Raw genomic sequence first — 26,415 nt, 5'->3', positions numbered from 1 at the left:
TACAGTACAGCACTTTCACAGTACATGCTCCGTTCCGAGGGGAAAACATGGCCTCAGCCAAGACCGCCACGCTGACATTTCGTATCGAACCCGAACTCAAGGAAGCCGTGCGGTTGGCTTCGGTGGGAATGAGCACCGCTCCATTGCCAATATGATTGCGGTGATGATTCGCGACTATTGTCGGGCGGGTGGGAGTTGAGGTTCAGGAACTGCCGAAAAACCGGCTGTCAAGACCGCGCGCAAAAGCGTCGCCCCGCAGCGCTAATCCGCCGAAACAGGAAAACTACCCATGGATCAAGCGCAACTCAACTGGCTGACAAACTTCATCTGGAACATCGCCGACGATGTGCGCGACGTTTATGTGCGCGGCAAATACCGCGATGTCATCTTGCCCATGACCGTCCTGCGCCGCCTCGACGCCGTGCTGGAATAACAAACAGGCCGTGCTTGAAATGAAGGTCGCGCTCGACCAGGAACTGATCACCAATCAAGACGACGCGCTGCGCTCTGCATCCGGTCAGGCGTTCTACAACACGTCACCCTTTCTGCTGCGCGATCTGAAGGCCCGCTCACCCAGCAGAAAACTCAAGGATGACTTCGAGGCTTACCTCGATGGCTTTTCGCCCAATGTGCAGGACATCCTGACCAACTTCGAGTTTCGCAACCAGATCCAGCGCCTCTCCCAAAGCCGACGCGCTCGGCATGCTCATCGAGAAGTTTCTCGACAAGGACATCAACCTCAGTCCGTTTGCCGTCGGCGAACTACCCAGTCTCGATAACCACTCGATGGGCACGATGTTCGAAGAGCTTGGTCCGGACATTCAATGAGGACAACAACGAGAGGCTGGCGAACACTGGACCCCGCGCGATGCCGTCAAGCTCATGGCGAGCCTCATGTTCTTGCCCGTGGCCGACAAATTGAATCCGGCAACTACCTGCTCTATGACTGCGCCTGCGGCACCGGCGGGATGTTGACCGTGGCCGAGGAAACCCTCCAGCAAATTGCCAAGGCGCACGGCAAACAGGTCGCCACCACCTTTACGGCCAAGAAATCAACGCCGAGACCTACGCCATCTGCAAGGCCGACCTTCTGCTCAAAGGCGATGGCGACGCGGCCGACAATATCGTCGGCGGCCCGGAACACAGCACGCTGGCCAACGACGCCTTCCGCTCCCACGAGTTCGACTTCATGCTCGCCAATCCGCCTTACGGCAAAAGCTGGAAGAGCGACCTGGAGCGCATGGGCGGCAAGAAAGACCATCAAAGACCCGCGCTTTGTCATCGAACATGCCGGCGACGCCGAGTATTCGCTGTTGACCCGCTCCAGTGACGGCCAGATGCTCTTTCTGGCCAACATGCTGAGCAAGATCGAAGACAAGACGCCGCTCGGCAAGCCGCATCGTCGAGTGCACAACGGTTCGTCGCTGTTCACGGGCGACGCCGGGCAGGGCGAAAGCAACATCCGCCGCTGGATCATCGAAAGCGACTGGCTCGAAGCCATCGTCGCCTTGCCGCTGAACCTGTTCTACAACACCGGCATCGCCACCTACATTTGGGTGTTGACCAACCGCAAGCCCGCGCACCGCAAAGGCCAAGTCCAGCTCATCGACGCGACCTCGTGGTTCCGGCCCCTGCGCAAGAACATGGGCAAGAAGAACTGCGAACTCGCCGCCGATGACATCCAGCGCATCTGCGACACCTTCCTTGCCTTCAGGGAAACGCCCCAGTCGAAAATCTTTCCCAATGCCGCCTTCGGGTATTGGAAAGTCAAGGTCGAGCGCCCGCTGCGGCTGCATAGTCAGCTCACCCGTCAGCGCATCGAGACCCTGCGCTACACCTCCGGCGACGAAGCATTCGCGCCGCGCTCTTACGACAACTCGGCGACGCGCTCTTTGAAGATCCCGCCAGCGTCCGCGACCAGCTGGAGAAGCTCGTCAACGACTGGGGCAAAGCCGACAGCGACGAAGATGACGAAGAAGGCGAGGCGGATTCACCGAGAAAGACCATTGCCCGAGCAAGAAAAAGAAGCTGCTCAGCGACGCCACCTGGAAACGCGACGCCCAGCTTATCGAAACCGCCACCCAGCTGCGCGAAGACCTCGGCGACACCTTGTTCGAAGACCACAACATCTTCCTCGAACGCGTCGATGCCGCGCTAAAAAGCTCGGCATCAAGCTCAGCGCCGCCGACCTGAAGCTCATCATCAACGCCGTCAGTTGGCGCGTAGAAGATGCGCCCGCGTCATCAAGAAAATCCACAAGCCCGGCAAGGCCAAGCCCGCCCCTTGCATGGCCTGTTCGAGGCAAAGATCGACGGCAAAACCTGCGTCGTCGAATACGAACCCGACAGCGACCTACGCGACTACGAGCAGATCCCGCTGCTGGAAGAGGGCGGCATCGAAGCCTTCATCCGCCGCGAAGTCCTGCCCTACACGCCCGATGCCTGGCTCGTCGAGGCCGACACCAAGATCGGCTACGAAGTCAGCTTCACCCGCCACTTCTACCAGCCGCCCCAGCTCCGCACGCTCGCCCAGATCAGCGCCGACATCCTCGCCCTGGAGCAGGAGACCGAGGGTTGCTCCACGAAATCACGGGAGCCGGTAATCCAGCTGAGAGAAATCCTCGGCAAAGCCAAAACCGTCCGCGAGCTGCTCAAGGGCGTGAAATACTCGATTGACTACTACCAGCGCGAGTACAAATGGCACGAGAAGCAGATCCGCGAACTGGTGGACGATCTCAGCAACAAGTTTCTGGAGGAATACCAGCCAGCCCACGCGCGCAGCAAAGTCGCCGACTACCCGCACTACTTCCTCGGCTCCATCATCATCAGCAAGAAAGACAGTGTCGGCTACATCGTGGACGGCCAGCAGCGCCTCACCAGCCTCACACTGCTGCTCGTGCTGCTGCGCAATCTGCAAAAGGATCACGCGAAGCAGGTCAATGTGGATGAGCTGATCTTTTCCGAGAAAGTTCGACCAGAAATCCTTCAATCTGCATGTCGATGAGCGCACGCCTGCCATGGAGGCGCTCTACACCGACGGCGGCGAGACCTTCAACGCCACCGACCGCCCCGAATCGGTGCAGAACCTCGTGCAGCGCTATCACGATCTGGAGACCTGCTTCCCGAAGAACTCCGCGCCGAGGCGCTGCCTTACTTCATTGACTGGATACTGGAGAACGTCCACCTCGTCGAAATCACCGCCTACTCCGACGACGACGCCTACACCATCTTCGAGACCATGAACGACCGTGGGCTTTCACTCAGTCCAACGGACATGCTCAAGGGCTACCTGCTCGCCAATATCGACGAAGCCAAACGCATCCCCGCCAACACCCTTTGGCGCGACCGCATTCGCGAACTCAACGACGCGGGCAAGGAAGTCGAATCCGATTGCTTCAAGGCGTGGCTACGCAGCCAGCACGCCACCAAGATTCGCGAGCGCAAGAAGGGCGCCAAGCCAGAAGACTTCGACCGCATTGGCACCGAGTTTCACCGCTGGTTGCGCGATGCCGCCGACACCGTAGGGCTCAAGCAAAGCGACGACTTCTATCGTTTTATTGATTGTGACTTCGACTTTTACAGCCGCCAATACCTGCGACTGATCGAAGCCGCGCAAAAGCCGCTACCCGGTCTGGAGCATGTGCTCTACAACGCCCAGCACGGCTTCACCCTGCAATACATGTTGCTGCTCGCACCCTTGCGACCCGACGACAGCGAGCCGGTGGTCACGCGCAAGATCGGCCTCGTGGCGCAGTATCTCGACATCCTGCTCACCTGGCGGCTGTGGAACTTCCGCACCATCGCCTACTCGACGATGCAATACGCCATGTTTGTGGTGATGCGCGATATTCGCGGTCTCGCGCCCGATGCCCTGGCGCACAAGCTGCATGAGTTTCTGAGCAAAGAGGGACGAGACCTTCGCCAGCAACGACCGCCTGCGCATGCACCAGCAGAACCGCTACCCGCTGCACCGCATCCTCGCCCGCCTGACCGATTATGGAAACACAGTCCGGCCAGCCCTCGCGCTATCTCGACTATGTGAGCGAAGGCAAAACCCGCTACGAGGTGGAGCACATCTGGGCCGACCATCCCGAGCGGCACACCGATGAGCTCGCCCACCCCGCCGACTTCGCCGAGCACCGCAATCGCATCGGGGGCCTGCTGCTCTGCCCAAGAGTTTCAACGCCAGTTACGGCGACCTGACCTATGCCGACAAGCTCCCGCACTACAACACGCAGAACCTGCTCGCCCGCTCACTGCACGCGCAATGCTACGACCACAACCCCGGCTTCCTGCGCTTCAAAGAACAAAGCGGTTTGCCGTTTGCGGCCATGCCCGTGTTCAACAAAGCCGACCTCGAAACCCGCAGCCAGCTCTATCGCCAGATCGCCGAACGCATCTGGAATCCCGCCGACCTGCTGAAAGGAGTCACGGCATGATCGAGGGACTCAAGCCGTATGCGGAATACAAGGAGTCGGGGCAGGAATGGCTCGGCGGCGTTCCTGCTCATTGGGATCTAAAGCCCGGACATGCTGCGTTCGCGCCGCGAAAGGAATCCAACCGTGGGATGAAGGAGAAAATCGTTCTCTCGCTCAGCTATGGGCGCATCAAGGTGAAGGCGACCGACAAGCAGCACGGTTTGGTTCCAGAGTCCTACGAGACGTATCAAGTCGTCAACGAGGGCAACATCATCATCCGAGGAACCGACCTTCAGAACGACCACACCAGCCTGCGAATCGGTTTGTCGCGCAATCGTGGAATCATTTCGTCCGCCTATCTCTGTCTTGAGGCCCAGACAGCCATCACGCCTGACTACGGCTACCAAGTCCTAAACGTCTTCGATCTCACGAAGGCAATCTATCGCTACGGATCTGGTCTCCGCCAGAATCTCGATCACGGCGAAATTAAACGCCTGCCCATCTTCCTGCCGCCTTTGGACGAACAAGCGGCCATCGTGCGGTTTCTGGACCACGCGAACCGGAAGATCGACGGCTTCATCCGCGCCAAGCGGAAGCTGATTGGGCTGCTGAACGAGCAGAAGCAGGCCATCATCCACCGCGCCGTCACCCGCGGCCTCCACCCCGACGTCCCCTCAAACCCTCCGGCATCCCCTGGCTCGGCGACATCCCGAAGCATTGGGAGGTGCGAAGGTTGCGACAGATAGCAGCGGTGAATCCGTCAAAGTCGGAGTCGTCAGACGCGATCCACCGCAATACGCTCGTCACGTTTCTGCCGATGGAGCGAGTCGGGACAAATGGTGCAATCGATGCATCTGAGCGTTTGCCAGCCCGCGACATCTCCACTGGTTTTACTTACTTTCGAAGAGGCGACGTGATCGTTGCCAAAATAACTCCGTGCTTCGAGAACGGTAAGGGTGCGTTCTTGGACAGGCTTCCGACTGACTTTGGTTTTGGCTCAACAGAATTCCACGTTCTTCGGCCCAGTCGGAAACCTACTCGGTGGTTTTCTTCGACTGGTCACCTCAAGCAGAATGTTTCTCACCAATGGGGCAAACAATATGATTGGTTCTGCTGGCCAGCAACGAGTTCCTACGGACTTTGTGCGGAACTATCCAATCGTCCTGCCGCCAACCATTGAACAGCAAGCAATCCTCGATGGCGTCGCGGAAGAAACAGTCCCCCTCACCACCGCCATCGCCCGTACCGAGCGAGAAATCGCGCTGATGCAGGAATACCGGACGCGCCTGACCGCCGACCTCGTGACGGGCAAGTTGGACGTACGCGAAGCGGCTGCCAAACTGCCCTGACCTGCCCACCGCCGCCGCCGCCGAACTCCTCACCGACGGGGCGCTGAACGACACCCGAAACCGAGGACGCCGACGCATGAAAACCGACACCAGCGAGAAAGGCCTCGAAACGCTGATCATGCGCCACATGACCGGCGTCGACGGTCTGCCCAGCGCGCCGTTGGGCGTGGCCGAGGCGGCACCTGCCACCGGTGGCACGGGCTGGATTGCCGGAACGTCGGCCACTTATGATCGCGAGTTTGCCGTCGATACCGCGCAGCTCTTCACCTTTCTGCACACCACCCAGCCCGAGGAATACGCCAAGCTCGGCATCAGAGATTACCGCGACACAAAGGCATAGCGCGGCAGAAGTTTCTTGCCCGTCTGCAAGGAGAGATCACCCGGCGCGGCGTCATCGATGTGCTGCGCAAGGGCATCAAGCACGGGGCGCTAAGTTTTGATCTGTTCTACGGCACGCCGTCGGCGGACAACGCCAAGGCGGTGGCGCGCCATGCCACCAACCGGTTCAGCATCACCCGCCAGCTTTGGCACAGCCGCGAGCAAACTCAGCGGGCGCTGGATTTGTGCGCCTTCATCAACGGCCTGCCGGTGATCACCTTCGAGCTGAAAAACAGCCTGACCAAGCAGACGGTGGACGACGCGGTGGAGCAATACAAACGCGACCGCGATCCGCGCGAGACGCTGTTCGCCTTTGGCCGTTGCGTGGTGCATTTTGCGGTGGATGACAGCGAAGTGCGGATGTGCACCGCCCTCAAAGGCACGAAAGGCATGGCCAAGGAGTCGTGGTTTCTGCCCTTCAACCAGGGCTGGAATGATGGCGCGGGCAACCCACCCAACCCTGGATGGACTCAAGACCGATTACCTGTGGAAGCGCATCCTCACCCCGGCGCGGTTGACGGAGATTCTGGAGAACTACGCCCAGATCGTTGAGGAAGTTAACCCGAAGACGGGCAAGAAAAAGCAGGTGCAGATTTTCCCTCGTTACCACCAGCTTGAGGTGGTGCGGCAGACGCTGGCCGATGTGCTCGAACACGGGGCGGGCAAGCGTTACCTGATTCAGCACTCGGCGGGCAGCGGCAAGTCAAACTCCATCGCCTGGCTGGCGCATCAGTTGATTGGCCTGCGCAAAGACGGGGCAGAGGTGTTTGATTCGATCATCGTCATCACCGACCGCCGCCTGCTCGACCAGCAAATCCGCGAGACCATCAAAGGCTTTGCCCAGGTGGGCAGCATCATCGGCGCAGTGAAGGGAGGGCGCAGGCAGCTCGAAGACCGAGCAACTCGCGAAGTTCCTCAAGGATGGCAAGAAGATCAGCTATCTCCACCGTGCAGACCTTTCCCTTTGTGCTCGACAGCATCGGCGAGGGGCATCATGGTGCCAAGTTTGCCATCATCATCGATGAGGCGCACTCCAGCCAGGGAGGGCGGACCTCGGCGGCGATGAGCATGGCCTTGGCCGAAGGTGGCGCAGAACAGGAAGAGGAAACCACCGAGGACAAGATCAACCGCATCATCCAGTCGCGCAAGCTGCCCCAACGCCAGCTATTCGCCTTCACCGCCACGCCCAAGAGCAAGACGCTGGAGATTTTCGGCGTGCCTTATGAGGTAGCTGGCCAGGTGAAGCACCGGCCCTTCCACGGCTACACGATGAAGCAGGCGATTCAGGAGGGCTTCATCCTCGATGTGCTTAAGCACTACACGCCGGTAGAGAGCTATTACCGCCTCGCCAAGACGGTGGCGGGCGATCCTGAATACGACATCAAGAAGGCACGCAAGAAGCTGCGCGTATATGTGGAGAGCCACAGCAAGGCGATCCGCGACAAGGCGGAGATCATGGTGGACCACTTTCTCGAACAGGTGATCGGCCAGCGCAAGATTGGCGGGCAAGCGCGGGCGATGGTGGTGACCGGCAGCATCCAGCGGGCGATAGAGTATTTTCTTCGCCTTTCGTGCTTACCTCGCCGAACTGAAAAGCCCATATCAAGCCATTGTCGCCTTCTCGGGCGAGCCGGAATACAACGGCGAGAAAGTCAGCGAGGCCAAGCTGAATGGCTTTCCGGGCAACGACATCGCCGACCGGATTCAGGAAGACCCGTACCGGTTCCTCATCTGCGCCGACAAGTTCCAGACCGGCTACGACGAGCCGTTGTTGCACACGATGTATGTGGACAAGGCGCTTAGCGGCATCAAAGCGGTGCAGACGCTGTCGCGCCTGAACCGGGCGCACCCGAAAAGCACGATGTGTTCGTGCTTGATTTCCAGAACGACACCGAGACGATTGAGAAGTCGTTTGCCGACTATTACCGCACCACGATTCTCAGCAGCGAGACCGATCCGAACAAGCTGCACACGCTCAAGGGAGCGCTCGACCAGCATCAGGTCTATACGCCCGAGCAGATCGACGCGCTGGTGACGCTGTTTCTCGACGGCGCGCCGCGGGAGAAGCTGGACCCTATCCTCGACGCCTGCGTGGCGGTCTATGTAAACGACCTCGACGAAGACCAGCAGGTGGATTTCAAGGGCAAGGCGAAGACCTTCACCCGCACCTATGATTTTCTTGCGACGATCCTGCCTTATGGCGTACAGGAATGGGAGAAGCTGTCGATCTTCCTGAACTTCCTCATCAGCAAACTGCCTGCGCCGGTGGAAGAAGACCTGGCCAAAGGCATTCTGGATGCAATCGACATGGACAGTTACCGCGCCGAGAAGAAGGCGATGATCGCCATCGCGCTGCCGGATGCGGACGCGGAGATCGAACCCGCGCCGACTGGCGGCGGCGGGCGCAAACCGGAGCCGGAATTAGACAGGCTTTCGAACATCGTGAAGCAGTTCAACGACCAGTTCGGCGGGCTGTTTCTCGATTCAAAGGCAGTGGAGAAGCGGATTGTAGAAGTCATTCCGCCCAAGGTTGCCGCCGACCCCGCGTATCAAAATGCGATGAAGAACACACCAAGCACTGCCCGTATCGAGCACGACAAGGCGCTCAAGCGGGTGATCACGGCGATGTTCAAAGACGATGCGCAGCTCTTCAAACAGTTTCAGGACAATGATTCGTTTAGAGGCTGGCTGACGGCGACGGTGTTTGGGCTGACCTCTGGGGAGATTGAAAGTTGAGCCGGGATTCTCTGCGGGCGCATCAGATCAAACTAGGCACGCTGTCACGGAGAACGCCAAGACGCCAGGGTTCAAGAATTCGGATTGGGAGGAAGTCGGACGTTTTGTCACGGGTTGAAGCCGACTGCGCCGTCTCGCCAGCGCCGACTTTTGTAGTAAATATTTCGCATGAAACGCCATGAGCAAAAAGTTGCCAAGCCGGATACCGCCGCCGCCCCTGCCGCTGTTTTTCAGCAAAAGGCCATTCGCCGCACTCTGCATAACGACGAATGGTGGTTTGTCATCACCGACATCGTTGCCGCGCTGACGGATGCCGCCGATCCGTCGGACTATTGGAAGAAGATGCGCCGGCGCGACCCCGATTTGAGCCTGGATAGCCAAGGGGGGGGACAAATTGCACCCCCCCTTGCGCTGGCGTTTGAGACGGCAGGCGGGCGGCAGAAACTCCAGTGCTGGAATACGCAAGGCATTTTCCGCTTGATCCAGTCGATCCCCAGCCCCAAGGCCGAACCTTTCAAGCGCTGGCTGGCCAAGGTGGGCAAGGAGCGTCTGGATGAGATCGAGAACCCCGAGCTGGCGATGGGGCGGATGCAGGAACTCTACGAAAAGAAGGGCTACCCGAAAGAGTGGATCGACAAGCGCCTGCGCGGTATCGCGGTGCGGCAGGATTTGACCGATGAGTGGAAAGCGCGCGGCGTGGCTTCCAGCGTGGAGTTTGCGATTCTGACCAACGAGATCATGCAGGGCACCTTCGATCTGAAGGTGGACGACTACAAGCAGGTGAAGTCGCTGGCGCGGGAAAACCTGCGCGATCACATGACCGACATCGAGTTGATCCTGACCATGCTTGGCGAGGCAACGACCACCAAGCTGCACCGCGACCGCGATTCGCAGGGCATCGCGCCGCTCAAAAAAGATGCGAAAGATGGTGGCGCGGTGGCGGGTAGAACGCGCAAGGATATTGAGAAGCAGAGCGGCCAGCCGGTGGTGAGCCGCAGCAACTACTTGCCCCCGCCGGCCGCTGGCGCGGTGCTGTGCCAATGCGGCGTCTGCGAAGCCGACGAAACGCAAGGCGGTTGCGCCCAAGAAGAAACCGAAGGGTGGCAATACATGAGTACCGATGCGCTGTTCTGTTCGCTCTCGTCGCAACGCATCGCCGACCTGATTCGGTCTGCCCGGCAGTCCGTTTGCTACGCCGCACCAGGTATTCAGTCCAACGTGGCACAGGCAATGGTGGAAACGGGTGGCCGGCTCGGGCCAGAAATGCTGACCGTTTGCCTGGATTTCGACGAGCGCGTGATGCGCATGGGCTATGGTGAGATTGATGCGGTGAAACTGTTGCGTGATGCCGAAGTCCACGTCCGCAGTTCCCCCGGTCTGCGCACTGCGCTGGTGATTGTTGACGACACAGGCTTTATTTTCACCCCGACCGCCCTGTATCTCGAAGCCGAACCTACCGGCAGTGGGGCACCCAACGCCATACGCATGTCCGGCGAACAGATGGCGGAAGCCCTGGCTCGTCTTTCACCGGCCGCCAAGGCGATTGCCGTGGCGCAAGCGAAAACACCCGAAGAGAAACGGCGAATCGAAGCCTTGCCTCTGGATGTGGGGTCGGCACAGGTAACGGATGACAAATTCACCGAGGTTGGTAGCAACCTGAAAGAAGCCCGCCGGTACGCTTTGATCTGGCGCGGCAGGTTCGGGTGTTTGAGCCTTACCTGCAATATGTCGAATTGAGCCTCACCGGTGCCGCGATCCAGCGCCATCGACTGGCGATTCCGGCAAGCATCCAGAAGCTGGGTGGCAGCAAGGATTTGGAAAACCGATTGCGCACCACGTTCGAGCTGATCGAGAAGGGCAGCAAGCTCTCGTCCAAACCGCTCGAAGACGCCCTCAACGATATTCGCAAGAACTTCACGCCATCACTGGGCAAGGATCACGGGCGAGTGGTGCTGAAGGCGGCAAAGCCGCATTTGACCGAGCGGCTGACAGCGTTCCGCGAGAAATTGAAGAAACATCAGGCGGACGTAGCAGCAGAATTGCAGAAGCACTTGGATGAGTCACGCGATCAGATCGTCGCCTACTACCTGCCGCGCGTGGTCGAAACGCCGCCGGACGCCTTGCTTGGTCAGTTGCTCAGCGGCAACCGTCAGAGGACGATTTGAGATACTGGCTCAAAGAGGAGCTTGACCTTGTTTTCCCAGCGCCGAGTCACTCATCCAGGAAATGAAGCTGGACGAGCGTTTCCCAAGGATGTCACATTCGAGACGTTGAACCGCAAAGATTTTCTTGAGTCGGTCAAAGTTGCATTCCCGAAGGTAAATTGGGATATGGCCTACGATGAATTCAGGGCGGCGGGTGAGAGTGGCGGCAAGAAAGGCGCTGGTGCGTAAGGCATGAAGTACGGTATCTGACCGCTCCGTCACGGGGCTTGCATCAAACCCCGCAAGCCCCGCGCCGTCGGCGATGAAACTGCCCACGGCTCCGGCGGCTACACCGGGGCGGTGCGCATCGTCCTGCACTTGCGGCTCAGCTTGTTTATTCGGGCGCTATGCGCAACGCCGTGCCACGAATCGGCTTGACCACCGCATCGGTCGGCACCGTGGCGCAATACACGGCCCACTCGGCCATCAAGGCGGCACGCTTGGCGAACTGCGAACCGCGCTGATAGGCGCGCTCGACCGCATCCGGCAACTGGTGCGCCAGCGCGTGTTCGGCAACCTCACGCGGGTAATTGGTGGTCTCTGCCGCCCACATGCGGAACGTGCTGCGGAAACCATGAACGGTGATGCTGTCGCCGTTGGCATCCGCCCAGACGGGCTTCTCGTCGCCGTTCATGCGCCGGATCACTGCGGTCAGCGACATATCGGACAAGGGCTGGCCTTTGGTACCGGCGAACACCACATCATCGTCGCTATCCTTCGGCATCGACTCCAGCAAGACCATTGCGGCATCGCTCAATGGCACCTGATGCTCACGTTTGGCTTTCATCCGCTCGGCCGGGATTGTCCAGAGCTTACCTGCCATATCGAACTCAGCCCATCGAGCACCGCGCACTTCACCTGAATCACCGCTGGCGTGCGGAGGTAACGCCTCGGGCAGGGGCCGAAGACGGGCAGGGGCATTGCAAAGCCCGGAGCGATCCGCGATCGAGCCGCACGCGGCGATGACGGGCGCGACGGCTGAGCGGGTGGCATGCGGCACATCCGTGTGCCGCACCCCTTCGGGGCGACCTGGCGGTCGTGGCAAATCGGCTTTCCTGTCGATTTGTCGGCATCGATGTGGAGAGCTACCTGGCTGGCTGTGGCTTGCACGCGGAGACGCCACAGATCCACACTGAGGCAACCCTTGGCAGCGCAAGACGCGCAGCCGATGCAAGCACGGGCAGGAAGCTGCCGGTGGACTCGCCTACGCGCGCCACCGCCCCGAGGAAACCCGTCTCTACCGGCTGGTGGAGCAGCATTACCCGGCATTCGTTGCGTCCCTGGCCGAGCAGGGCAAGGTCTTGCCCGCGTATGTCGAGAGGGAGTTCGAGGCCTACCTGAAGTGCGGGCGGCTCGAGCACGGCTTTTTGCGCGTACGCTGCGAGTCCTGCCACTTCGAGCGGCTCGTGGCTTTCAGCTGCAAGAAGCGAGGCTTCTGCCCCAGCTGCGGCGCCCGGCGCATGGCCGAGACGCTGCGCTCCTTGCCGACGAGGTGCTGCCGGCGCTGCCCTGCGCCAGTGGGTGGTCAGCTTCCCCTTCGCGCTGCGCTTTCTCTTTGCCTCCCGCCCCCGAGGCACTCGCCAAGGCGCTGGAGGTGATCTACCGCCTGCTCGTCACGCACCTCGCGCACAAGGCCGGGTTCAGATGCAAGGAGGTGGCCACGGTGCGGTGACGCTGGTGCAGCGCTTCGGCAGCGCCTTGAACTTGAACATCCACCTGCACATGCTCTGCCTGGACGGCGTGCACGTGCCGCGTTCGGTCGGCGGCTGCGCTTCAGGCGGGTGAAGGCGCCGGAGCGCGAGGAGCTTGAGCACCTGGTGCAGCAGATCGCCGAGCGGGTGGGGCGGGCGCTGGAGCGGATGGGGCTGTTGCAGCGCGATGCGGAGAGTGCGTGGCTCGAGCTGCCGTCCGTCGAGGATACGGATGCGATACGCCAGCTCCTCGGCAGCTCAGTGACCTACCGCATCGCGGTGGGGCCGCAGGCCGGGCGCAAGGCGCTGGTGCTGCGCACGATCACGGCGCTCGCGGGCGAGGAACCGCGCAACGAGCGGGTGGCGAAGGCGAACGGCTTTTCCTTACACGCCGGCGTGAGCTGCGAGGCACACCAGCGCACGGTGCGCGAGCGGCTGTGCCGCTACATCGCCCGCCCGGCGGTGGCCGAGCAGCGGCTCACGGTGAATGCGCAGGGCAAGGTGGTGTACCTGCTCAAGACGCCGTATCATGACGGGACGACGCACGTCGTTTTCGAACCTCTGGATTTCATCGCCCGCCTTGCTGCATTGGTGCCGCGCCCTCGCGTCAACTTGACTCGCTACCACGGCGTGCTGGCACCGAACCACCGCTGGCGTGCGGAGGTGACGCCCTCGGGCAGGGGCCGGAGGAAGGAAAGGGAACCGCGCAGCCCGAGCGCTCTGCCATCGAGCGGCACGCGGCGATGAGTTGGGCCCAACGACTGGAAGCGGGTCTTTGGCATCGACGTGAGCTGCGTGCGCTGCGGCCAGGCGGTAAGATCATCGCCTGCATCGAGGAGCCGGCGCTGATCGAGCGGATCCGAGCATGTGCGGGGAAGACCGAGGCGACACTGCTCCACTCGGCCCACCGTCGACAGGGCCGCCGGTGAGTGCGTGAGCGGCGCACACGGAGCGCGCGAATCGGGAGCGGGGACGCTGCGATCGGGGATCGGCAGGGGCGGTGCTGTGTTCAAGCGACGGTGAAGACGGATCGTAGGGCGTTCCGAATAGTGGATCGCCCGCGTTTGCCTACGGTGCGGTCGAGGATCCGGGCAATTCGTGGGCAGGACACACGCATGCCGCTGGGCGTCAGCCGTACCGGACGGCGGTACCGGACAGTTGGATTCGGTCGGGCAGGGGCTTTATTCTGCTTATCCTTAAATCATCCCGGTTTTACGCATGGGATAAAACCCGGGAAATGCCTTGTTTGCAAGGCTTTCGATCATGTCACACTCCGATTTCTACCCACACGATTACGCGATGAGCCATAAAAAAATCAGTAAACAGGTGGCCAGCCTCATGCTCTTCGAGACTTTCCCAAGTACCTTCAATGTACTGGATGGGCCCCGACGCCCCCACAAGGCCACCGGTAGCTGGATCGACGGTGGGCGCGGTGAAAATATCGTCAACGTTCCAATCGCCGCCGTGTCGATCTGCGCTAATAAAAATTGCGACTGTGTCGGCAAATCCCTCTTTCCAGGCTCTAGCAAAGTGGCTGACGTGTGTCGCTCCCGACCATTGCGAATTGAAGTGAAACGCACGACCGAATTCGTGTGCCATTACTTCTTTGATTGCTTCCTCTGTGTATGACTCCAGATCGGGGTCAGCAGCAGTCCCGTCCGTGTTTGGGTCGAATTCCGCCAAGGCTTCAATAGATTGCGTAACTGGCAGTGGCAACATTGACTTGATGTTGATTTGCCAGTTGCCACTGATAAATTTCCCGATCGGAGATGCCGTTGTCCCCGGTGCACAGCACCAAAGAGGCTGCACAATGCTCATATAGTCTTCGGCTTCATTCAATCCGATGTGCATGGCGTACCGTCCTCTTGGCAAATTGGTAGGCCAACCGTGCTCTCGCGATAGACACGCAAGCTTGTACTGTTGTTGCATGAGAATATCTGCTGCGTCGAAGTTGCAAAGCACACCCGTGTTTTCAATGCCGTCATCTCATTTACAGGCTCGATGAACTCGGTCGATCCATCCAACCCGTTCATGCGAAGCCCCTTGCCGCCGTATTGGTAGATGAAAATCGGCACGACCGTCATGTCCTCGTCGATCGTCTCGAACTCCGCTCGTTCCTCTATCAAATCATCGGATGTGTCCTTGGGGTCGTCGAAGATGCCAGCTGTGAGATTTATTGTCGGGACGTCACTTGGGTCGCCCCTCACAACAAAATCAAAGTCCTCTACTGCGCCGACTTCCGGAAAAAGTTGTAGCACTTCACGTATCGCGTCTTTGTCGCCCCGCTGTATAGGTTCCTTCTGAACGGCAGGGAGCCCGCTCCCAGTGACGCTAACATGAAATCCTCGCTTGCCCCTCTGTAATTCGATCCGATCAGGAGTGACCTGCGTGATCGCGCCTCGATCCCTGGATGTCTCTGATTCGTCATCTTCTCCCCGAACAAATCCCGGTGGTTGCGAGAAACTCGGGCTAGCCAGCATGCAAAATATCCAGAATACAAACACCCCTAGACATTGCTTGGAATCAAGCATATCGAACCCTCCATTCATTCTATGAGCGTTTCGGTCATTGTGCGATCGGCGCAAGCGAGTGCAAGATTTCGCAATGCGTACCAAGCTATTGACTTCATAGGTAGTGTGTCAATGTCTCCCTTTTGACCATTCGAATTGCGTCTTGGCATCGAAGCCGCCGCTATTTTGGGATGCCGAAATCAGATCCGGAAATGCAAGTGGCCGCCTGGAGCCGCTAGACCGCCTTCCCAGAACTGAACTACTCATTGCCGTCGAATTGGCTCATCGTCCACGACCATTTTTTTGGCAGCTCGGGCTACTGTTCGCGTGATCAGGAGGGGAACCGTAAAGTACGGCAACGTGCTTCCTGCCGCGAATAGCGTTATGGCGGCTGAGTGCTGAGCTTTGTTTTAAGGCTGACCGAATTATGTGCCCAGGATGATCTTCGCGAAGTTCGGCGCTTGGAACTGAATATGTGCTGCCATCCAGAGCGTACCGATATGAGCTACGTGCACAGTACCCCGAGACGCTCGGCGCCCGTCATTCCACTGCTTGATTGGGTATGCAGGTGCAGCACCGTGACTCGGATAAGCCCAGAAAATCAGCCACGCGGCGCTGATGGACATTCGCCCGGATCGCACCACCACACTCCCAGTTTGACCAAGTATCGGGATCCACTCCAAGGTGCCGGGCAGCCTGCTTTTGACTCCACCCGAGTGCCCGTCTCTTCGACTTGAGATGCTCGGCGGTCGTGGTCGGGTTCGGCAGGTCCGGGTTGTAGCCGAGAAACGAAATGATCCTCGATAAACCGAAGGATCGGTTTTGTCTCATCGTTTTCCCAGTTTCCGACCGTCCACTCGCCAACGCCGAGTTGCGTTGCCATATCGGCTTGGGTGAGGCCTATCAGGCTGAGGCGGCTGCGCGGTGAGAACGCCTGCGCGGAGTGGTAGCAGGCTCGGAACCACGCGCCTGTTGCGGGCTGCTGCCAGTCCAGCGTCGAAAGGCGCGGGAAAAGGCGCTCAGTTCGCTGTAACCGAGCATCAGGGCGATGTCGGTCAGGCTGAAATCGCTGCGCTGCACATACTGCTCGGCGATATCGCGGCGCACGGACTCGACCATCTCGCTGAACACCAGGCTCTCGTCCTGCAGATGGCGCTGCAGGGTGCGCCCGCTCAGGCCGAGGGTCGCAGCGATGCGCCCGATCTCCGGCATCCCGCTGCTCAACGAAGTGGAAATCAGGTGCACGACCTTCTTGCCCAGGTCTGCGTCCTCGGAACGCACCTTAAGACGCTCGGAGAGAAAGATCTCCAGCGCGTGCAGCAGGCTCGGATCGCTCGAGTGGATCGGCAGGTCCAGCACATTGCGCGAGTAGTGCAGCCGGTTGCCACCCCGCCCGAATTGCATCTCACCGCCGAAGAACTTCCGCAGATCCTTCGCGTAGGCGGGTTGCGCGTGCGCGAATTCCACGATGCGTGGACTTGCCTCGGTGCCGGTCAGCGCGCGGATCTGTCTGACGGCGTAGGCGAGCGCCAGTTCCACGTCCTGCTGGTGCATCGCGATATTGGAATCGGTGACGTCGTAGGCTACGGCGAACAGGCGCGGTCCCACGTCGATGCGCAGCACATTGGAGTGCGCGAACACATACAGGTACCGCGACAGCACGCCGAGCATCTGGCGCACGTCCGCGCTGGCGGCGGCTGCGTGACCGAGCGGGCCGAGATCGCCGGCTTCCATTCCGGAACCGATCGTGAGCCCTATCCTCGGGTTGGTCGTGCGCGACGCGCAGTCGAGCAGCCTGTAGTACTTGTCGATCGAAAGCTCAAAGTCCGGCTCGCGAAAGATGGCGCGCGGAATGCGGAGCTTGTCGGCGCAGGGTCCGAGGTCCGTTTCGAAGCGGCGGAACATTCGTTCGGAATAGATCGTTGCAACGCTCATCGGGACCCCTGGGCTGCGGTCAGTTCCTCGTCACTCGACGCATCATCAGCAAAACATAACCGAACAATGCGAAGCTCGACAGATAGGTGAGCATCAGTACGTAGCCCGGCCATCCGATGGCACCCTGCAGCGCGTACTGCAACAGCAGGATACAGGCTGACGCGTCCGCAGCCACGAAACTCATCAATTCGCCGCGCCGGAAATTGTCGGTTCCCTGCGGTGCGTGCATGAACAGCGTGACTCCCATCGCGGCGCCGAACAGACCGAACAGGCGCAGCACGAGTTCCGCGCCCGCCTGCGATTCAAAATCAAGCTATCCCATCACGAGTCGCGGCGCCGCCACGAACAGCAACCCGGCGAGGATCATGGTCAGGCCCTTGCTACGCAACATCAGAGCAATCATCTTCAAAGACTCCCGCATCAAGTCAAAAGCGGAAAGTAAATTCGGCACCGTAGGTTCGCGGCGCCCCGATATGGCTGTAGTCGAAGCCGAAGGAGGCCTGCAGGTCGATCACCGAGGTGCGGTACTCCTCGTCGGCGAGGTTCTTGCACCACAGCGCCACCTGCCAGGACTCCGCGCTGGAATCGAACTGCAGTCGCGCGTTGCTCAGCCAGTAACCGTCCTGTTGCAGGCGCTCGGTGTTGAAGATCTCGAAGTAATGATCGTCGACGTAGCTGGCATCGAGGCGCAGCATGAAGGTGCCGAGCCCGGTGTGCAGCACATCCCAGTCCGCCGCGATGTTGAAATCGAGCGCGGGAGCTACCAGCAGCTCGTTTCCTTTCAAGTCGATGCCACTCAGCGATCCTTTGGTCACTTCCGTATCGAGCAGTCCCAGGCCCGCTTGCACGAGCAGGGTTTCCGTCGGTCGCGCGCTCAACTCGAACTCCGCACCCAGTATTTCCGACTCGTCGATATTGATCAGGGTCTGCGCCAGGGTCGCAGCGTCGACATTGAGGAACTGCTGGTTCTCGTAGGCGTAGTAGAACACCGCGCCGTTCAATTGCATGCTGCCGTCGAAGAGTTGCGTCTTCATGCCGAGTTCGAAGCTGTCGAGCAATTCCGGATCGACCTTGGTCAGCTCGGAGGGATCGAAGAAGGCCTGCGCATTGAAAGCGCCGTTTCGGTAGCCGTGGCTGTAACTTGCATACAGCAGCGTGCCGGCCGCGGTCGTGTAGTCGATGCCGAGCTTGCCGGTCCACTCGCGGTCGGTGAAATCGTCGTCCGGGGCCTGTGCGAAGGGATCGAGCGGATCGCCGGGAATCGTGTTCAGGAGCGGCACGTCGTCGTTGCCGAGCAGGCGCGCCGAGAAACTGCTCAGTTCCGACTCGTCCTCGGTGTAGCGCAGTCCGAGGCGCAGCGTGAGCGCGTCGGTAAATTCGTACTTCGTGTCCGCGTAAATCGCCTTGCTGGTGCGGTCCTGGTCGAAGTCGTTCTGCGCTTGGCAGCCGGCAGGCGTGAACCCACCCAGGCTCAGGCCGAACCCATTGAGCACAGTTTCCAGATCGGCGCCCGCCTGTGTCGCGGCGCCTAGCCCTAGGCTTACATAGAGCGGGTCCAGACAATCGTTGTAGTCCTGCGTGCCGTCGGCATTGAGATCCAAATCCTGCCAGGAGCCCAGTGTGGTCTGGTTCGACACCTCTTCTTTCGCGTAATACAGGCCGACGATGTAGTTGAACCTGGATTCGCTGTCGGAGGTGATGCGCAGGTCCTGCGAGACCTGTGTGGTCTCGGCGTAGTAATCGGCGCTGAGCACGCGGTTCGAGGTGCCGTCGACGTCCTCGGGAACCAGGATCTTGCCGTCGTCCCAGGACGTGATCGAGGTGAGTGTCAGCGTGTCGTTCAGATCGATGTTCGCGGTCAGGGCGAGCGCGTCGTTTTCGATCAAGCGGTGCTTGTCCTGGTCGGAATCGATTTCGAAGTAGTCCAGCCCGTCGCGATGCGAATCGACCGCCGTTGTCGCGCCGAGCAGGTTGTAGAGTCCGTACAGACCCGCGCCGACGCCGTCCGCGCTGATGTTGTAGGCCTGGATGCCGTAGTTGACCGCGTCCTGCTTGCCGGTCGAGACGCGCAGGACCATTTCGACGCCATCGCTCGGTTCCCACAGCAGCGTCGCGCGCAGGCCGTGCTCGTCGACCGCGCTGCCGTCCTCGATACCGGGATTCACGTTCTCCTGCCAGCCGTCGGCCTTGGCCCAGGTTCCCGCCACGCGCAGAGCCAGCGTATCCGCGACCAGCGGTGTCTCTACAGCGGCGCGTACTTCCTTTCGACCGTAGTCGCCGGCGCCGAGCGTCAGATTGCCCGAGCGATCGTAGGTCGGGCGCCGGGTGATGAAGTTCACCGCGCCGCCGGTGCTGTTCTTGCCGTACAGCGTGCCCTGCGGCCCACGCAGCACCTCGATGCGCTCCAGGTCGTACATCTGCACGCCCCGGATCGCGGGGTTGCCCTTGTAGACCTCGTCGACATAGCTCGCGACCGGACTACTCTGGTTGAAGCTGTAGTCGCTCATCGACACGCCGCGCAGCGAGAAGATCGGAAAGCCGTCGCCGCTCGGATTGCTCGCCTGCAGGTTGGGGATCTGTGCCGCGATCTCGCCGGCGTCGCGGTACTTGAAGCTCTCCAGATTCGCGGCCGACAGCGCGGAAACCGAAACCGGAACCGACTGCAGGTTCTCCGCGCGCTTCTGCGCGGTAACGATGATCTCCTCAAGCTGCGGCGCCTGTGCGTGCACGCTCAACGCGATCGAGGAGAGCAGCGCGGCAATGGATGCGCTCAAACAGTTGCTGCCGTGGTTCATCGCGTAGGCCTCCCGCGGGGAATCGTCTTAACGAGTAGTGGTGTGTTGGAACATGCAGACCAGCGCGGCGCGCTGTTCGGGTGATTTCAGTCCGGCAAATGGCATCGCGGTGCCCGGCACGTACCCAGCCGGATCGGCGATGAACGCCTCCAGTGTTTCCGCGGTCCAGGTGATCTTTGCGCGTTCCATCGCGAGCGAGTAGACGAAGCCATCCGCGCGGCCCGCGTGCCGGCCGAGCACGGCGTGCAGGCTGGGTCCCATCAGGTGCTGGCCCGGCTCCAGCGAATGGCAGGCTGCGCACTTGGCAAAGATTTTTTCGCCTGCGGCGACATCGCAGGACGCTTGTCCCTCTGCGCAGAAGAACAGCGCGACTATGGCGCACGCCGCAGCCATCCGGAATCTCGGCCGGTTGCTCATGGCGCGCGCCCCAGCGTTGTCGCGATGCGCTGCGCAGCCCTGATCCCGGCGCCGATCGCGCCATCGATAAAACCACGCCAGCCGTCGCCGTGATCGCCCTGCGCGAAGAACATACGGCCGCGGTCGCGCCCGAACAGCGCGTGGTATTTCGCCAGCCAGCCCGGCCGGTAAGCGGCCCAAGTGCCACGCGAATACGGATCGAGCACCCAGTCGTAGCCGATCACGCTCTCGACGACCACGTCCGGGAGGAATTCGCGCAGCGCCTCCTGCACCGCAGCCTCGTCGTTGCTGTCGAGCGTCGCGCGGTCCGCGCCAAATCCGCCGAAGATCGTGTGATCCTCAGCCTCGTGATAGGTGAGCACGCTATTCAGGCGGTGCGTCGAGTCCGCCATCATGAACAGGTTGCCGAGCCTGCCCTTGGCGCGGATGTAGATCTTGAACCCGACCCCGGTATGCCGCTCTTTCGCAGCTTCGAGGAGCCCCGCATCGAGCGCTGGCGTGAATTCGAGATCGCCGAGCACGTTCATCGGCAAGGCCACGACCGCCGCCGCGGCGACGATCTTCTCGCCACGGTGGGTCGTGACGCGCACGCGATCGCCAAGATCCTCGATGCGCTTGACCGGCGTCGACAGCCGCACTTCCGGCTGCCCGTCCTCCACCATCTTGCGGATCAGCGCGGCGGTGCCCTGTTTGAGCTTGAAGCGCCCGACCGTATCCATCCACAGCAGCAGATCGTTGTGGCCCGCGAGCGCAGGCACACGCAGCGTGTCGGCATACGAGATCGCGTCGGGACGGTTGTGCGCGATAGAGGCGAAGAGCGCGTCGAGCGCATTGCGCTGCAGGGCCGTGAGATCAAGGCTCTGCAACTGCGCCTTCGCGCTGACCTTGTCCGCCGCGAGCACGCCATCCCAGTGGTGGTGCATGTCGTAGGGCTGCGGGAGAATCGCACGCGACGCCGCGGTGTAGGTGCGAAAGGCATCCATCACGGCGGCGACGTCGGCCTCGCCGAGTTCGACGACCTTGCCGTCCATGCGCAGCAGCATCTTGTCGGGCACGGCGCCGGGAGTCTCGATAACATCGAGCCCGTAACGCTCCTTTTCCGCCCACACGAAGGGTTGCGACCAGTGGATCCACGTGCCGCCGAGTTCGATGCTCTGGCCCTCGAATTCCGACGTGAAGGTGCGCCCGCCGAGGCGATTGCGCGCCTCCAGCACCAGCGCGCTGTAGCCGTTCTCGCGGCAGTCGCGCGCGGCCGCAACGCCGGCGAAACCGCCGCCGATCACCACGACATCGACGTCGCAGCCAGAAAATCGGCTCGTCGTATTGCGGTCCCCGGCTTTCGCCACCGTATGTCCGAGTACTGCGGCAAGACCGGCACTCAGGGTCGCGGCGCCGGAGCCGCAAACAAAGCGCCGTCGGCCCGGATCCGGCAAACTGGTTTCTCGCTTGCACGCCATTGGATGATTCCCGTAGCAACTCTGGCGCAATGCTAAGGATCGAGCCCGCTGCTCCGCTTGACACGTCAAGCCATAAACATTGACATGACGCGCCAAGTGCTCGCGGCGACGGAGACGAATCGCAGTTCAAATACAGGACTCTCGGTAAGTTGACCCGCCGACGGTCGGTCACCGTCGCTCGCCTGGCTCAAGTCCTGATGCTCCCACCACTCCTACAAATGACCCATAGGAATCGCTGCCGCCCGGATTGGTCTCACGGGTTCAAACTACGTTTCATCTGGTCAGGAACATGGCAATGGGAGTCTGCTGGTGGGACGACGCGTCGTTGCCGCGACATTCCCAGTTCGTCCAGGTACAGGGATCGACCCCAACGTACCGAGCGGCTTCCTTCTGGCTCTACCGGTGCATGAGACGGAGCTTCGAACGCGTGCGTGCAAAAGGCCGCCGTATGGATGACGGTTCAATACTTGCGGGGGCGAACGTACTGCTCACGGCCACGGGGTCACGAGAAGGTATTCTCCGGTTCGGGATTTCCGGTGCAAGTAGTTCCAACGCTTCTTCATCGCTGCGTACACGCCGCCTTCAGACAGGCCAAGGTGCGCGGCAACTAGTCGTCGGTGCGCCAACGCCATGATCGCGCCACCACACTCCCAGTTTGACCAAGTATCGGGATCCACTCCAAGGTGCCGGGCAGCCTGCTTTTGACTCCACCCGAGTGCCCGTCTCTTCGACTTGAGATGCTCGGCGGTCGTGGTCGGGTTCGGCGGCTCCGGGTTATAGCCGAGAAACGAAATGATCCTCGGGATAAACCGAAGGATCGGTTTTGTCTCACCGTTTTCTCAGTTTCCGGGCGAGGAACCGCGCAACGAGCGGGTGGCGAAGGCGAACGGCTTTTCCTTACACGCCGGCGTGAGCTGCGAGGCACACCAGCGCACGGTGCGCGAGCGGCTGTGCCGCTACATCGCCCGCCCGGCGGTGGCCGAGCAGCGGCTCACGGTGAATGCGCAGGGCAAGGTGGTGTACCTGCTCAAGACGCCGTACCGCGACGGGACGACGCACGTCGTTTTCGAACCTCTGGATTCATCGCCCGCCTTGCTGCATTGGTGCCGCGCCCTCGCGTCAACTTGACTCGCTACCACGGCGTGCTGGCACCGAACCACCGCTGGCGTGCGGAGGTGACGCCCTCGGGCAGGGGCCGGAGGAAGGGAAAGGGAACCGCGCAGCCCGAGCGCTCTGCCATCGAGCGGCACGCGGCGATGAGTTGGGCCCAACGACTGAAGCGGGTCTTTGGCATCGACGTGGAGAGCTGCGTGCGCTGCGGCCAGGCGGTGAAGATCATCGCCTGCATCGAGGAGCCGGCGCTGATCGAGCGGATCCTCGAGCATGTGCGGGGGAAGACCGAGAGTGACACTGCCTCACTCGGCCCACCGTCGACAGGGCCGCCGGTGAGTGCGTGAGCGGCGCACACGGAGCGCGCGCGAATCGGGAGCAGGGACGCTGCGATCGGGGGATCGGCAGGGGCGGTGCTGTGTTCAAGCACGGTGAAGACGGATCGTAGGGCGTTCCGAATAGTGGATCGCCCGCGTTTGCCTACGGTGCGGTCGAGGATCCGGGCAATTCGTGGGCAGGACACACGCATGCCGCTGGGCGTCAGCCGTACCGGACGGCGGTACCGGACAGTTGGATTCGGTCGGGCAGGGGCTTTATTCTGCTTATCCTTTCTGGCCGCGGTCGACCATCTTGCACAGCATCGCCGCATCCACCGTCGCCGCCATCGCCGGATTGACGGTCTCGACCGCCGCGAGCACGGCCGCCTTCGGCTCGTCGATGCCGATCGCGTGCGCGAGGTCGAAGGCGTTTTGCAGGATATCGGCCTTGGTGAGGACATCCGGCGCGACGTTCACCGCGGCGTCTGTCACGAGCAGCAGGCGCGGATAGGACGGCACGTCCATCAGGTACACGTGGCTGATGCGGCGCGCGGTGCGCAGGCCACCATCGCGCGCCACCACCGCGGCCATCAGCTCGTCGGTGTGCAGGCTGCCCTTCATCAGCGCCGCTACTTCGCCGTTGTGCGCCATCGCGACCGCGCGCGCCGCCGCCGCGTGGCTGTGCTCGACGCCGACGATCCGGTACGGCGCGAGGTCGACTTCCGCGTCCGCCGCGGCAGCGCGGATCTTTGCCTCCGGGCCGACGAGCACCGGCTCGATCAGGCCGCGCCGGGCGGCCTCGATCGCACCGAGCAGCGAATCGCGGTCGCACGGGTGGACGATCGCGGTCGACACCGGCGCGCCCTGCTCGGCACGCCGGATCAGGCGACCGAGCGCATCGGTGCGGCGAAAGATCACTTCGGTCGGCGCGATCTCGGGCTGTTCGGCGCCGACGCTCGGCGCGAGCACGATGACCTGGCCGGCCAGCACGCTGCTGCCGGCAGCGTCGGTGACGGCGCATTCGATCGTCACCGCACCGCGCGCAGCATCCTTGGCGAGTGGCGTCAGGGTTGCGACGACCGTGTCGCCCGTCTTCAGTTCGCCGCTGAAGGTGAAGCTTTGCCCGATGAGCACGCTGCCGGCGCCCGGGAACTGCCGATTCACGAGGTGATTGATCAGCGTCGCCGCGCTGACCGCCTGCACCGACTCGGCGCCAGCGTGCCCGTTGCCATCGAGCGCGAAGGTGTCGATCGTGCCGGCCGCGAAGGCGAGTGCTTCGATGTCCGGCCGGCTCAGGGTCCGCGAGAGGGTGAACGGGCGGCCGATCTGGATCTCGTCGAAAGTAAGGTTGCGCATGCTTCGATCCGTTCCTTCAACCGAGGTGATCTTTGACTCACCCAACGGTTTCATCTCCTGCGTGGGGGATTTGTGCTCCGCGGCACTCCGGATCGCCGGTATTGCGGCCGCGATTGTGCACTGCACAATATGATAGTCGCTCATCCCACGTGACCAAGCGCGCGTCGGCAGCGGAGGCGATTGCCAAGTCTGCGGTGCTTCCTGAGGCCGGCATGCGGGCGGAAGGCCTGGCGCACCGCCCTGATCATGGTGGCGCCTGGGTTGGCCTTCATGCCCGTCGTCATTGCGCTCGGTGGTTGGGCGCCGGGCGCGCCCTACCCGCTACAGGTTGCCGACGAAATCGATCATTCGCTTGCGCTCCTGCGTATCCGGCAGGCGGCCGCGCATAGCGCCCAGGTTGTCGGCCATGTGCGCCGGATCGGACGTGCCCGGGATGACCGCAGTGACCCGCACATCAGCAAGCAGGTACTTGAGGAAGAACTGGGCCCAGCTGCCAGCGAAGGCCCGCGCCCAATCCGGCATCTCCTTGCCGCGCACGGTTCGGAACAGGCGGCCGCGACCGAACGGCAAGGCCGTCAGCACGCCCGCCCCCACGTCGGCCGCCAGCGGCAGGATGCGCTCGTGTGCCTTGCGGTTGTCGAGCGAATAGTCGACCTGCACGAAATCCGGCTTCTCGCGTCCGAGGACCGCCTCGACTGGTAATCGAAGAACAGGGTTTCGGCGCAGCGCTTGCCTTCATCGTAGCAACTGCGCGGCCCGACCGGGTTGACGCGCCCCCAGTAGGACTCGTGCTGGGGATGGACTTCGGGATCGCCATAGACCTCGGAGGTCGAGGCCTGGAGGATCGGCACCTTGAGCCGCTTGGCCAGGCCGAGCATGTTGATCGCACCATGCACGGAGGTCTTGGTCGTCTGCACCGGATCGAACTGGTCACTGGTGCCGAGGCCACGTGTGAACCACACCCGTTACCACGGTGTGCTGGCGCCGAATCACCGCTGGCGTGCGGAGGTAACGCCCTCGGGCAGGGGCCGGAAGACGGGCAGGGGCATTGCAAAGCCCGAGCGATCCGCGATCGAGCCGCACGCGGCGATGACGTGGGCGCGACGGCTGAGGCGGGTGTGCATGCGGCACATCCGTGTGCCGCACCCCTTCGGGGCGACCTGGCGGTCGTGGCAAATCGGCTTTCCTGTCGATTTGTCGGCATCGATGTGGAGAGCTACCTGGCTGGCTGTGGCTTGCACGCGGAGACGCCACAGATCCACACTGAGGCAACCCTTGGCAGCGCAAGGACGCGCAGCCGATGCAAGCACACGGCAGGGAAGCTGCCGGTGGACTCGCCTACGCGCGCCACCGCCCCGAGGAAACCCGTCTCTACCGGCTGGTGGAGCAGCATTACCCGGCATTCGTTGCGTCCCTGGCCGAGCAGGGCAAGGTCTTGCCCGCGTATGTCGAGAGGGAGTTCGAGGCCTACCTGAAGTGCGGGCGGCTCGAGCACGGCTTTTTGCGCGTACGCTGCGAGTCCTGCCACTTCGAGCGGCTCGTGGCTTTCAGCTGCAAGAAGCGAGGCTTCTGCCCCAGCTGCGGCGCCCGGCGCATGGCCGAGACGGCTGCGCTCCTTGCCGACGAGGTGCTGCCGGCGCTGCCCCTGCGCCAGTGGGTGGTCAGCTTCCCCTTCGCGCTGCGCTTTCTCTTTGCCTCCCGCCCCGAGGCACTCGCCAAGGCACTGGAGGTGATCTACCGCCT

20 protein-coding genes and 6 pseudogenes are annotated in these 26,415 nt (G+C 61.7%); 12 read left to right on the top strand and 14 right to left on the bottom strand.

Annotation, left to right across the window (positions count from 1 at the left end; translation table 11 throughout):
• The first annotated feature begins 289 nt into the window (after positions 1-289).
• The 7 genes and pseudogenes from IPF49_03410 to IPF49_03380 all read left to right on the top strand — a co-directional run bounded on the left by IPF49_03410 (position 290) and on the right by IPF49_03380 (position 11,045).
• Positions 290-2,675 (top strand): annotated as a pseudogene (locus tag IPF49_03410) (SAM-dependent DNA methyltransferase).
• Positions 2,608-4,438, top strand: a pseudogene (locus IPF49_03405) (DUF262 domain-containing protein). Before IPF49_03410 ends, IPF49_03405 begins: the two co-directional pseudogenes overlap by 68 nt.
• Positions 4,435-5,163, top strand: a complete 729-nt coding sequence (locus IPF49_03400) for a restriction endonuclease subunit S (GenBank protein ID MBK6286689.1) — start codon at positions 4,435-4,437, stop codon at positions 5,161-5,163. Before IPF49_03405 ends, IPF49_03400 begins: the two are co-directional and overlap by 4 nt.
• A 327-nt stretch (positions 5,164-5,490) precedes the next feature.
• Positions 5,491-5,766 carry a hypothetical protein gene (locus IPF49_03395; protein ID MBK6286688.1) on the top strand — a complete coding sequence of 92 codons (276 nt, stop codon included), beginning with the start codon at positions 5,491-5,493 and terminating at the stop codon, positions 5,764-5,766.
• Positions 5,767-5,842: 76 nt separating this feature from the next.
• Positions 5,843-8,880, top strand: a pseudogene (locus IPF49_03390) (type I restriction endonuclease subunit R).
• A gap of 168 nt (positions 8,881-9,048) precedes the next feature.
• Positions 9,049-10,617 carry a Bro-N domain-containing protein gene (locus IPF49_03385; GenBank protein ID MBK6286687.1) on the top strand — a complete coding sequence of 523 codons (1,569 nt, stop codon included), beginning with the start codon at positions 9,049-9,051 and terminating at the stop codon, positions 10,615-10,617.
• Positions 10,584-11,045, top strand: a complete 462-nt coding sequence (locus tag IPF49_03380) for a hypothetical protein (protein MBK6286686.1) — start codon at positions 10,584-10,586, stop codon at positions 11,043-11,045. The genes IPF49_03385 and IPF49_03380 overlap by 34 nt, the downstream gene beginning before the upstream one ends.
• A gap of 9 nt (positions 11,046-11,054) precedes the next feature.
• Here IPF49_03380 and IPF49_03375 read toward each other — a convergent pair whose 3' ends face one another.
• Complete coding sequence (locus tag IPF49_03375) at positions 11,055-11,360, bottom strand: hypothetical protein (protein ID MBK6286685.1); 306 nt, start codon at positions 11,358-11,360, stop codon at positions 11,055-11,057.
• Between the two features lie 58 nt (positions 11,361-11,418).
• Positions 11,419-11,946 (bottom strand): annotated as a pseudogene (locus IPF49_03370) (site-specific integrase).
• A gap of 382 nt (positions 11,947-12,328) precedes the next feature.
• Here IPF49_03370 and IPF49_03365 point away from each other — a divergent pair.
• The 3 genes from IPF49_03365 (at position 12,329) to IPF49_03355 (ending at position 13,522) form a co-directional block, all read left to right on the top strand.
• On the top strand, positions 12,329-12,682 hold the full coding sequence (locus IPF49_03365) for a transposase zinc-binding domain-containing protein (GenBank protein MBK6286684.1): 354 nt from the start codon (positions 12,329-12,331) through the stop codon (positions 12,680-12,682).
• 70 nt (positions 12,683-12,752) lie between these two features.
• On the top strand, positions 12,753-12,869 hold the full coding sequence (locus IPF49_03360) for a transposase (GenBank protein MBK6286683.1): 117 nt from the start codon (positions 12,753-12,755) through the stop codon (positions 12,867-12,869).
• Positions 12,866-13,522, top strand: coding sequence for a transposase (locus IPF49_03355; GenBank protein ID MBK6286682.1), 657 nt, complete (start codon positions 12,866-12,868; stop codon positions 13,520-13,522). Before IPF49_03360 ends, IPF49_03355 begins: the two co-directional genes overlap by 4 nt.
• Before the next feature lie 519 nt (positions 13,523-14,041).
• Here IPF49_03355 and IPF49_03350 read toward each other — a convergent pair.
• The 9 genes from IPF49_03350 to IPF49_03310 form a co-directional block, all read right to left on the bottom strand.
• Positions 14,042-14,626 (bottom strand): hypothetical protein, encoded by a 585-nt coding sequence (locus tag IPF49_03350; protein MBK6286681.1) that lies wholly within the window; start codon positions 14,624-14,626, stop codon positions 14,042-14,044.
• Positions 14,611-15,306, bottom strand: coding sequence for a hypothetical protein (locus tag IPF49_03345; GenBank protein ID MBK6286680.1), 696 nt, complete (start codon positions 15,304-15,306; stop codon positions 14,611-14,613). Before IPF49_03345 ends, IPF49_03350 begins: the two co-directional genes overlap by 16 nt.
• Positions 15,307-15,825: 519 nt before the next feature.
• Positions 15,826-16,116: a helix-turn-helix transcriptional regulator gene (locus tag IPF49_03340; protein MBK6286679.1), complete on the bottom strand. Its 291-nt coding sequence runs from the start codon at positions 16,114-16,116 to the stop codon at positions 15,826-15,828.
• Positions 16,117-16,188: 72 nt separating this feature from the next.
• Positions 16,189-17,220, bottom strand: a complete 1,032-nt coding sequence (locus IPF49_03335; GenBank protein ID MBK6286678.1) for an AraC family transcriptional regulator — start codon at positions 17,218-17,220, stop codon at positions 16,189-16,191.
• Positions 17,221-17,239: 19 nt separating this feature from the next.
• Complete coding sequence (locus IPF49_03330) at positions 17,240-17,500, bottom strand: hypothetical protein (protein ID MBK6286677.1); 261 nt, start codon at positions 17,498-17,500, stop codon at positions 17,240-17,242.
• A gap of 145 nt (positions 17,501-17,645) precedes the next feature.
• Positions 17,646-20,015: a TonB-dependent receptor gene (locus IPF49_03325; GenBank protein ID MBK6286676.1), complete on the bottom strand. Its 2,370-nt coding sequence runs from the start codon at positions 20,013-20,015 to the stop codon at positions 17,646-17,648.
• Between the two features lie 27 nt (positions 20,016-20,042).
• Positions 20,043-20,432 carry a c-type cytochrome gene (locus IPF49_03320; protein ID MBK6286675.1) on the bottom strand — a complete coding sequence of 130 codons (390 nt, stop codon included), beginning with the start codon at positions 20,430-20,432 and terminating at the stop codon, positions 20,043-20,045.
• Positions 20,429-21,889 (bottom strand): FAD-dependent oxidoreductase, encoded by a 1,461-nt coding sequence (locus tag IPF49_03315; protein MBK6286674.1) that lies wholly within the window; start codon positions 21,887-21,889, stop codon positions 20,429-20,431. Before IPF49_03315 ends, IPF49_03320 begins: the two co-directional genes overlap by 4 nt.
• Positions 21,890-22,377: 488 nt before the next feature.
• Complete coding sequence (locus IPF49_03310) at positions 22,378-22,707, bottom strand: helix-turn-helix transcriptional regulator (protein ID MBK6286673.1); 330 nt, start codon at positions 22,705-22,707, stop codon at positions 22,378-22,380.
• Positions 22,708-22,839: 132 nt separating this feature from the next.
• Between IPF49_03310 and IPF49_03305 the strand changes: the two genes are divergently transcribed.
• Positions 22,840-23,346, top strand: coding sequence for a transposase (locus tag IPF49_03305; GenBank protein MBK6286672.1), 507 nt, complete (start codon positions 22,840-22,842; stop codon positions 23,344-23,346).
• Between the two features lie 255 nt (positions 23,347-23,601).
• Here the strand turns inward: IPF49_03305 and IPF49_03300 are convergent, their stop codons facing one another.
• The 3 genes and pseudogenes from IPF49_03300 to IPF49_03290 all read right to left on the bottom strand — a co-directional run bounded on the left by IPF49_03300 (position 23,602) and on the right by IPF49_03290 (position 25,601).
• Positions 23,602-24,672 carry a bifunctional enoyl-CoA hydratase/phosphate acetyltransferase gene (locus tag IPF49_03300; GenBank protein ID MBK6286671.1) on the bottom strand — a complete coding sequence of 357 codons (1,071 nt, stop codon included), beginning with the start codon at positions 24,670-24,672 and terminating at the stop codon, positions 23,602-23,604.
• Between the two features lie 321 nt (positions 24,673-24,993).
• Entirely contained in the window at positions 24,994-25,332 is a 339-nt protein-coding gene (locus IPF49_03295; protein ID MBK6286670.1) for an aldo/keto reductase, read from the bottom strand.
• Between the two features lie 11 nt (positions 25,333-25,343).
• Positions 25,344-25,601: pseudogene (locus IPF49_03290) on the bottom strand (GDP-mannose 4,6-dehydratase).
• 371 nt (positions 25,602-25,972) lie between these two features.
• On the opposite strand from IPF49_03290, the pseudogene IPF49_03285 reads away from it, so the two are divergent.
• Positions 25,973-26,338 (top strand): annotated as a pseudogene (locus tag IPF49_03285) (transposase zinc-binding domain-containing protein).
• The last annotated feature ends 77 nt before the right edge of the window (positions 26,339-26,415 follow it).

The sequence above is a fragment of the Gammaproteobacteria bacterium genome, from assembly GCA_016705365.1.
Classification (GTDB): domain Bacteria; phylum Pseudomonadota; class Gammaproteobacteria; order Pseudomonadales; family UBA5518; genus UBA5518.
This window is presented reverse-complemented; position numbering and strand designations above follow the sequence as displayed.